The organism is Streptomyces sp. NPDC002870, assembly GCF_042888505.1.
Classification (GTDB): domain Bacteria; phylum Actinomycetota; class Actinomycetes; order Streptomycetales; family Streptomycetaceae; genus Streptomyces.
Window position 1 is genome coordinate 139823 of record NZ_JBIAPW010000018.1, and the last position, 8673, is coordinate 148495.

Annotated in this window: 7 protein-coding genes and 2 pseudogenes; 6 read left to right on the forward strand and 3 right to left on the reverse strand. The window is 66.9% G+C overall.

All coding sequences use genetic code 11. From position 1 onward, the window contains the following. Positions 1-28: 28 nt before the first annotated feature. The gene (locus ACFYWY_RS22605; RefSeq protein ID WP_389189532.1) at positions 29-3799 is read left to right on the forward strand and encodes a helix-turn-helix domain-containing protein; all 3771 of its coding nucleotides are present in this window, start codon (positions 29-31) and stop codon (positions 3797-3799) included. A 168-nt stretch (positions 3800-3967) separates the two neighbouring features. Continuing rightward, positions 3968-4255, forward strand: a complete 288-nt coding sequence (locus ACFYWY_RS22610; protein WP_389189535.1) for a peptidoglycan-binding protein — start codon at positions 3968-3970, stop codon at positions 4253-4255. A gap of 255 nt (positions 4256-4510) precedes the next feature. Here the strand turns inward: ACFYWY_RS22610 and ACFYWY_RS22615 are convergent. Continuing rightward, positions 4511-4890 (reverse strand): annotated as a pseudogene (locus ACFYWY_RS22615) (transposase); the annotation flags it as partial. 274 nt (positions 4891-5164) lie between these two features. On the opposite strand from ACFYWY_RS22615, the gene ACFYWY_RS22620 reads away from it, so the two are divergent. Further along, positions 5165-5542: a VOC family protein gene (locus ACFYWY_RS22620; protein WP_389189538.1), complete on the forward strand. Its 378-nt coding sequence runs from the start codon at positions 5165-5167 to the stop codon at positions 5540-5542. A 110-nt stretch (positions 5543-5652) separates the two neighbouring features. Here ACFYWY_RS22620 and ACFYWY_RS22625 read toward each other — a convergent pair whose 3' ends face one another. After that, the gene (locus tag ACFYWY_RS22625; RefSeq protein ID WP_389189541.1) at positions 5653-5793 is read right to left on the reverse strand and encodes a hypothetical protein; all 141 of its coding nucleotides are present in this window, start codon (positions 5791-5793) and stop codon (positions 5653-5655) included. Between the two features lie 514 nt (positions 5794-6307). On the opposite strand from ACFYWY_RS22625, the gene ACFYWY_RS22630 reads away from it, so the two are divergent. Continuing rightward, complete coding sequence (locus tag ACFYWY_RS22630) at positions 6308-7258, forward strand: endonuclease/exonuclease/phosphatase family protein (protein WP_389189559.1); 951 nt, start codon at positions 6308-6310, stop codon at positions 7256-7258. A 48-nt stretch (positions 7259-7306) separates the two neighbouring features. Further along, positions 7307-7803 (forward strand): annotated as a pseudogene (locus ACFYWY_RS22635) (IS5 family transposase); the annotation flags it as partial. A gap of 25 nt (positions 7804-7828) precedes the next feature. Here ACFYWY_RS22635 and ACFYWY_RS22640 read toward each other — a convergent pair. After that, a complete protein-coding gene (locus ACFYWY_RS22640; protein ID WP_389189544.1) occupies positions 7829-8221 on the reverse strand; it encodes a hypothetical protein in 393 nt (130 codons plus the stop codon). Between the two features lie 117 nt (positions 8222-8338). On the opposite strand from ACFYWY_RS22640, the gene ACFYWY_RS22645 reads away from it, so the two are divergent. Beyond that, on the forward strand, positions 8339-8533 hold the full coding sequence (locus tag ACFYWY_RS22645) for a hypothetical protein (protein WP_389189547.1): 195 nt from the start codon (positions 8339-8341) through the stop codon (positions 8531-8533). Positions 8534-8673: the final 140 nt, after the last annotated feature.

Sequence of the window (8673 nt, forward strand, 5' to 3'; positions counted from 1 at the left end):
CGCCAGGTACGACTACCGGGAGAGGTGCGTGGTGGGGCGTCCGGAGAAACCCCTGGACCCGCAAGCCGGTCCCGTCCCGCGCTTCGCATGGCAGCTGCGCCGGTTGCGGGAGAGGGCGGGTGGCCCGAGCTATCGCGCTCTGGCCCGTCGGGCGCACTATTCGGCCAGCACGCTGGCGGAGGCGGCCAAGGGCGACCGGCTTGCCTCTCTGGCGGTCACCCTGGCCTACGTCGAAGCTTGCGGCGGCGATTGCGACGAATGGCGGGCCCGGTGGGAAGCGGTGGCTGCCGAGGCCGAAGCCGCGGCGGTCGCGTCCGTGACGGCGGTGCCGGACGAGGAACGCTGCCCCTATCGGGGTCTGACCCCGTTTGAGAGTGAGCAGTCGCAGTGGTTCTTCGGCCGCTCCCGGCTCGTCGAGCAGTTGCTGGGGCGTGTGGAGCGGCTCCCGCTGGTCGGAGTCTTCGGGCCGTCGGGCAGCGGGAAGTCCTCACTGCTGCGCGCCGGACTGCTGGGATCGATCGCCGAAGGCCGAAGCCCGGATTCCCGGTGGCGGACCCTGCTGATGACCCCCGGCGGCCATCCGCTCGATGCACTGGCAGACCAGGCGGCGAAGTTGTCCGGCAGGGACGTCCATCGTGTACGGGAGGAACTGCGCAGCGATCCGGCAGCCCTGGACATCGCGATCCGAGGCACTTTGGTCGCCGGCCCGCCAAAGACCCGGGCACTGCTCGTCGTCGACCAGTTCGAGGAACTGTTCACGCTCTGCGCGGACCATGGCGAACGCCGCCAGTTCGTTGCCGCGTTGCTGGACGCCGCCCATGGCCCGGACCGCCGCACCACCGTGGTACTCGGTGTGCGTGCCGACTTCCTTGCCCAGTTCTCGCAGCATCCGCAGCTGCTGGACGCACTGGGCGAAGAGGCGAAACTCCTCGTGGGGCCGGTTTCCGCCACCGAGCTGCGGGAGATCGTCGTCAGGCCCGCGGCCCACGCGGGGTGGGGTGTGGAGCCGGACATGCTCGCCACCGCGCTGGCCGATGCGGCCGAGGAGCCGGGTGCTCTGCCGCTGGTGTCGCATGCGCTGCTGGAAACCTGGCACCGGCGGACGGGGGCGACGCTCACCCTGTCCGCCTACCAGGCCAGCGGCGGTGTGCGCGGGGCGATCGCCCAGACCGCGGACCGCGTCTACGGCGAGCTGACGAACGAGCAGCAGCAGGTCGTCCGCAGAATCTTCCTCAGACTCTCGGCGCTGGGCGACGGCACTGAGGACTCCCGGCGGCCCATCGCCCGCGCCGAACTCGACGGGGTCGTCGAGGAGCCGGATGCCACCGAGATTCTGGAACGCCTGGCCGACGCACGCCTTGTTGTCATGGACCGTGACACGGTGGAAATGGCCCACGAGGCGCTGATCCGGGCGTGGCCCCGACTGCACCGATGGCTCACCGACGACCGGGCGAACCTGATCGTCCATCGGCGGCTCACCGAGGCCGCCCACGCCTGGAAGTCCCTGGAGGAGGATGCCGGAGCCCTGTACCGGGGAGCGCAGCTGGCTGCTGCGCACGAGTGGGCCGGAGAACGTCCCGAGGAGCTGAACGACTTTGAGGAGACGTTCCTGCGGGCCAGCGGGGCCCAGGAAACCGCAGAACAGGACACCGCGCGGCGTCATGCCCGGTTGCTCAAGCGTCTTGTCGCGGCCATCTCCTTGCTGCTGGTGCTCGCGCTTGTGGGCGGTGCAGTGGCCTTTTGGCAGCGGCAGGACGCCCGTCAGCAGCGCAAGGACGCGCGCCGACTGCAACTCGCTGCTCTCTCTGGGCAGTTGACGCTCCAAGCGCGGTCGCTCCTGGCCACCGATCCGGCGCTCGCGGGCCTGCTCGCCGTCGAAGCCGACCGCCTGCACCCCGACGCCGCGACCCGGGGAAGCGTCCTGAGCGCAGCGGCGGCACCAGGCCGCACCGAACTCAACGTGGGCGGTCCCGCGGTGTACGCCGTCGATTTCAGCTCGGACCACGCGCTGCTCGCGTCCTCGAACGGCGACGGCACCATCGGGTTGTGGGACCCGGTGCGCGGGACCCTGATCGCCTCCCTGCGAGGACACACCGGCCGGCCCATGAAGGTGGCCTTCAGCGGGGACGGGAAGCGGCTCGCCTCCACCGCGACCGACGGGAAAGCGGGGTCACTCATCGTCTGGGACACACGGACGCGCCGGGCCGTGACCCGCCGCGCCGAGGCCCGGATCGGCCCGGGCATGGCCCTCAGTGCCGACGGTACGAAGGCCGCGGTCGGGGTGGGGGACGGTGACATCGCCCTGCATGACCTGGCCACCGGGTCCCGCCGTCTGCTGCGCGAACAGGGACGTGGGCCCGCTGTCGGGTCACTGAGTTTCAGCCACGACGGCGAGTTGCTGGTTTCCGCAGACGGCGAGCGGGACCCGGTCGTGTGGAACGTCAGGGCCGGAAGACCCGTGGCCTCACTGCCCTCCGAGCACGTCGCCCAGGTCGCCTTCGCCGCGTCCGGCCGTACGCTCGCGGCCGCGGCCGACGACCGGGGCGTGTACCTGTGGGATCTCAGCCGGGAACGACCGACGCAGCTGCCCCGGCTGCCGCTGCCGGACTCGTTCGGCTGGACGGTCTCCGCTCCCACCGCAGACCGGCTGGCCGTGGGCGACGAGAACGGCGCGGTCACCCTGTGGGACGTGAGGCGTCGCGTCCAGTTGGATACCTACCAGGACAGAGGCCGCACCGAGACCGTCTCCGTTGCCGTCAGCCGTGACGGCGCGATGCTGGCCTCCGCCGGGTTCAACGGGGCCATCGTGCTGCACGACCTGCGTACCACCCCGTTCAGCGGATTCGAGGCGCAGATCAAGGACGTCAAGGTCAGCCCGGACGGGACTGTGATCGCCTCGGCCGGGAGTGACAGGACGGTCCGCCTGTGGGATGCCCGTGGGAAGCAACTCGCCGCCCTGGGCGGGCACCCCGACCAGGTACAGGCCGTCGCGTTCAGCCCCGATGGGCGCTTGCTGGCCGCACTGACACGGAACAATGTCGTCACGATCTGGGACCTCCGGCGCCGGCGGCGCGTGATGCAACCGGCACCCACCGGGGGAGTCGGCGCCTCCACGGACATCGCCTTCGCTCCGCGGGGCCGGCGCCTCCTCGCGGCCGCGACACTCGGCCTGTTCGTGTGGGACGTCCACAACCCGGCGTCGCCGTCACCGGAGCCGTACGAGCCCCGCCTCGCCACTTCGCTCGTTTTCACGCCCGACGGACGTCGCCTGGTGGCGGCCAGTACGGGCGGCTACCTCAATGCATGGGACGCCGCCACGGGGAAACTCCTCGCCAGGGACAACACGGGCCAGGGCGCCGTGCAGGACGTCGCCGTCAGCCCCGACGGCAAGCTCCTGGCCACCGCCGGCGACAGCCGTACGGTCAAGCTGTGGAGTGCCACGGGCCACCGGCAGCTCGCTGTGCTCAGCGGGCACACCGCGCCCGTGCAGGTCATCGCCTTCAGCCGGGACGGCCGCACCTTCGCCTCCGCCGGTGACGACCACTCCATCATCGTGTGGAGCACCGCCGCACGGCGTCCCCTCGCCGTCCTGACCGGTCACAGCGCGAGAATCCGCGGACTCGCCTTCACACCCGATGGTGCCCTGGTCTCAGGCGGCGAGGACGGCAGGATCGTCCGATGGCCGCTGGATGCGCGGGACGTCAACCGCCGAGTCTGTGCGGCGGTCGGCCGCAGTCTCACACGGCAGGAGTGGGCGGTCCATCTCCCGTCGGTTCCCTATCGACCGGCGTGCCGGTGACGTCGCGGTACGGACCCTTGAGGAGGGCTTGTTAGCCGGCCGCCTCACAGAGCCGGTCCACGTCCGTCAGACGGTCAGGTGTTGTCCGGTCCCGACGCGTCCGGTTGGTCTGCGGATCGAGTTCCCATCTGTGAGTGAGAGCGGCAATGGAGAGGTGCACGTCGGCCCGTGCCGCAACCGCGGCGTGTCTACTGCGTCCAGGTCGGCATCAGCTATCACCAACGATCAGATGCCTGGACCTCGCAGGACGGGCAGTTCGGAAATCACACCCTGAGCCAGGTCAAGAACTTCCAGGAGGACCTGGGGCTGTCCGTCGACGGCAAGGTCGGCAAAAACACCGGCAGCGAGGTTCTCTGGGGGATCGAGCACGCCAAGGTCGAGAAGAATGGCCCCTGGACAACGCCCTGGGGTGTATCGATCGACAACTGCTACCACGTCGTGCCGAGCCACTTCTGATCCGGACCCGGCTCACGGAGGCTGTCCCATGAACTCGGTGACCGGCGCTGACCCCAGCTCTGTTTTTCCGCGACACGGCCGTCAGCACAGCGGACTCACTCACTGTGGCCGATGCCGTACCCATTCCTGCTGTCATGGTCCACCCCCACGACCGCCCCCAACCAGGACTACATTCGCACTGGTTGGATGACCAAGAGCTCGGCCGAGGTTGCCGTCACCCGAACGGCGACGGCAATGACCAGCTGTCCCGCCGCATTTCAGTTGGCACGTAGCGGGGCGGGCGAGCCTCAATTGGGCAAGAGCCGCGACGAGGATCCAGGTCCAGCGGTCCGCCGCCTCGGGAGTCCGGAGCTTTGGGGTGGTCCAGCCGAGGGTCTGCTTCGCGAAGCGTAACGTGTGCTCCAATCGAAGCGACGCAGGAACACTTGCCAGCAGCGGTCAACGTCAGAGAGGTCTGTGCCGGTCCTCGAGGACCACAACCACACCGGCGGAGCTTCACGGTCTTTCGACAGGTGCTTGACCTTCAGTCGGATCAATGTGCCCTCGACGAGCGGGAGTTCGCCCTGGTGGTCGAGCCAGGCCGAGCGATGAGTCAGGCGCGGGTGGACCCGGTTCCAGGCCTGTGCCGTACTGCTCGCCACGGTGCCGGAGGAGAGCCTGGAGACGGCGGAAGCAATCGTTCGGACGGCGTCACCGTGACGCTTTCCGAACGGAACTGGATCGCTGACATCGCGGACGCCGGTTTTTTGTCCGGTGTTGTTTGTCCGACGCCACCAGGCCTTCCCGACAAGCCGTCTCCGGCACACGGTGGAGCCGGTGAAGAACCGATCGACACTCCGGGCGATCGCTCGAAGTGAATCAGGGGAGGACTTAAATGATGTCGGTTCCCCAGACCCGAAGGAGCATCGGATGGCGATCGAAAGCCTCTCTCCCTACCTGCGGTACGACGACGCAGATGCCGCGCTGGACTGGATGGAGCGGGTCTTGGGTTTTACCGGCGCGGTCCGCTGGCGCGACGACTCGGGGCGGACGTTCGAGGCCGACATCTATGCCGGTCCGGCGAAGATCGGGGTCAGCGGCGGCGGTACGAGCGACGACGGGAAGAACGCCATTCTCATCGTGCACGTCGACGACGTCGATGCACACTTTGAGCAGGTTCGTGCCGCAGCCGACACCGAGGTAGCCCCCCCGATGGACCAGCCCTATGGGCCGCGGACGTTCACTATCACTGACCCCTGGGGATACCAGTGGAGCTTCTGGCAGGGCGAGGCCACGCCACCCGAGTGATCAGCAGACTATGCGATGGAGCCACACCCAAGCGGGAGAGGCGTGCCCGACCTCGGTGGAGTCCTGATGACTGAGTCAAGGCGCTCTGTCGGCCGTAGAGAGGGTTGCTGTCAGGCGTCGTTGTCGGCAGCCTCGGCCAGCAAGTCCATCGCCTGGTTGTGGAACTGGCGCTCGGCTTGGCGGCACGGGGCGTTGAAGAACGCGCGTTGAGCTTCGGCAAGACCGCAATTCAGGAGGCCCATGGTGAACACGGCCTCGACTCCGTGGCAGTCGTGGTCCTTCAAGAACTGCTGAAGTGTGTCCGTGTCACCGGTTGCTTTCCAGACCGGCGATGCGGGTCAGATGCTCGATCATGTTCGTCTCCTCGGCTCCGGACAGCATGGCGTCGGTCCGAGGAACACCTCGCCGTCAGCTCCGTAAACAGCGACCGATCCGCATATCTCAATCCGCGGCCAAGGCGTCCCGGAGAGCCGGGCGGCCACTCCACCGGAGCCACCTGTGGGCAAGCGGTTTTAGAGCCACACCCGACTCTCCCGGACCGCCGAACAACTTACGGAGCTTGTTTCGAGCCTCTCCGGCTGTTCAAGGCTGCAGGGTTGGAACCGGATCAATGAGCCCTGCGTCGTCGTATCGTGTGACGTCGTGCGCGGCCACGATGCGAGGAGATGCCGACTGGAGCACGAGCGGACGATGAAGAAGCCAGACAACAGTGCAGCACTCGGGAAGCCAACTGAGAAACTTTTGCGGCTGCCGTCTGGCTGGGTGATGTCAAGGAAAGAAGAACCAGGACTATCAGGCTGGGGGCGAGGGCGCATTCTTGCGCTTCTTTCCATACTGGTCGCTTTCCTGCTGGCCTTTCATGCTGCTGTGCCCAATACGCCTGGTCGTCTGGGCAGCCTTCTCGAGACTTTTCTTCCTTGGCTCGGTTTGACCATCCCCGGACTGCTGGGCTTGGCATGCCTGCGCCGCTCATTCGTCGCATTGATTGCGTTGTTGTTGCCCGTTGTCGCTTGGCTCAGTCTTTTCGGCGGCCTGCTGCTTCCCAGTCACGACGCGGCAGACGAAGTTACTGCGCTTCAGCATAATGTCAGCGACGAAAATCCAGACCCGACAGGCACCGCGAGGATTTTGATCAAGTCTCAAGCCGACCTCATCGCCTTGGAGGAGTTGTCGCCTTCTGCTTTGCCGGCCTTCGCAGCAGCCATGGCGCCGGACTATCCCCACCATGCGACAAAGGGCACGGTCGGACTCTGGTCGAAGTATCCACTCTCCGACGTGCGGCCGGTGGACATCAGGCCGGAGGGAATCGGAGAAGGCTGGAACCGTGGACTGAGGGCGACTGCTAGGACGACGCAGGGCAATATCGCTGTTTATGTTGCTCACCTGCCCTCCGTGCGTCTCGGCCTTAGGAACGGATTCAGTTCCGCATGGCGGGACGAAAGTGCTGTTCTTCTCGGTGAAGCGATCGCCGCTGAGCGGCTGGACAAGGTGATTCTGCTCGGGGATCTCAACAGCACGATAGACGACCGCGGTCTAGCACCGGTCAGCTCGCAGATGAACGCAACAGGCTCAGGTTTCGCGTTCAGCTGGCCCGCAACTCTGCCCGTAGCTCGGATTGACCAGATCATGACCCGATCGGCGACGGTCACCGATGTCTGGTCGCTGCCTGCAACAGGGAGTGACCACTTGCCAATAGCCGCTCACATCAGGCTCTGAAATGGATTGAGACCGTGTCCTACATGGCTGTTGGTCGTTGAGGAGTGCATGGGGAGCGTTGGGTGGGGTTGGATCGTTCCGGATGGGCTGTGGGAGATCGCGAAGCCCTTGTTGCCACCGGCCCGCGTGCGGCCGCAGGGTGGCGGGATCGCGAACATCGATGACGAGGCGGTCTTCGCGGCCATCATCTACGTGCTGGTCAGCGGCTGTGCCTGGCGGGCACTGCCTCCGTGCTTCGGGGCGTCGAAGTCGACCGTGCATCGTCGGTTTGTCATCTGGTCCCGTGCGGGGGTCTGGGGTCGGCTGCACCAGAAGGTTCTCCAACTCCTGGACGAACAGGGCTTGGTCGACCTCTCCCGCGCGGTCCTCGACTCTGCCCATGTCCGCGCTAAAAAGGGGGCGAACTTGCAGGTCCGAGTCCCGTGGACCGACGTAAGCCCGGTTCAAAGATGCATGTCCTGTCCGACGCGGACGGACTGCCCTTACGCGTCGGTCTCTCCGCGGCCAACACCCACGACAGCCAGGCGCTGAAGCCGATGCTGTCCCACTTCAGACAGGGGTGTCTGCCCGTTAGGCGAGGCTGATCTTCAAGCTGCCGCTGGCGAGTGCGCTGACACTCGCTGAAGCACCCGGTGCGACCGTGACGCTGGCGCTACCGCCTCCGGAGAAGACCAGGGTGGCGTTGGTGTTGTTGGTCACCGTCGAGACCAGCGACACCTGGGCGCCGGTGTCAAACGTGGTGCTGGCGGAGAGCTTTGAGGCCGGAATGGTGACCGTGCCGCCGGCCGACAGGCTGATGCGCACCGAGCCCGTCACGGCCGCGGAGGACTGGGCGTCAGCGGCGGCGCCATGTGCCGGTGCGGCTAAAACCGCGGAAGCGCTCGGATGAAATGCGATCAAGCTGCCCGCGGCTACGAGCGCGACAGCGGCGATCTTGGCTGTAAGACGTTGGGGCGGGCGCATGGAAACCCCAGAAGTGCCGCCGCCTGTGACGCTCCCAGGAGCTCGTCGGGGTCGCCGTCGACGGGGACGTCGGGCAGCGAGGCGACCGGGCGCTCCATCCGGCTCATCCGTACCTCGATGGAGATCACTGTGCTCGCTGTGGGCTGGCTGCTCGGCGGGATCGCGGGCGTCGGCACCGTGTTGTACGCGCTCGCGGTCGGCCCGATCACTCAGTTCTTCATGCATCGGTTCGCCTACAGCAGCGCGGGCGAACGCCCCGGCGACGGGGCCCCGCTCAAGGAGGCGCATCCGACTTCGATGACCACGGTCTGACATCGATGGGAGGTGGCCGGGGTGCCCGTCGACTATATGATCCACATCACTATGGCTGAATCGAACAGCGGCGATGAGTTCTGCGCAGCGCGACCGTCTCTATTGCCGTAACGCCACAGCGAAGAGGAGCACATCCCATG

Bases quoted from the DNA above. Each gene is read 5' to 3' on its own strand.
- ACFYWY_RS22620 (WP_389189538.1), top strand. From the start codon at position 5,165: ATGGCGATCGAAAGCCTCTCTCCCTACCTGCGGTACGACGACGCAGAT.
- ACFYWY_RS22630 (WP_389189559.1), top strand. From the start codon at position 6,308: ATGTCAAGGAAAGAAGAACCAGGACTATCAGGCTGGGGGCGAGGGCGC.
- ACFYWY_RS22640 (WP_389189544.1), bottom strand. From the start codon at position 8,221: ATGCGCCCGCCCCAACGTCTTACAGCCAAGATCGCCGCTGTCGCGCTC.
- ACFYWY_RS22645 (WP_389189547.1), top strand. From the start codon at position 8,339: ATGGAGATCACTGTGCTCGCTGTGGGCTGGCTGCTCGGCGGGATCGCG.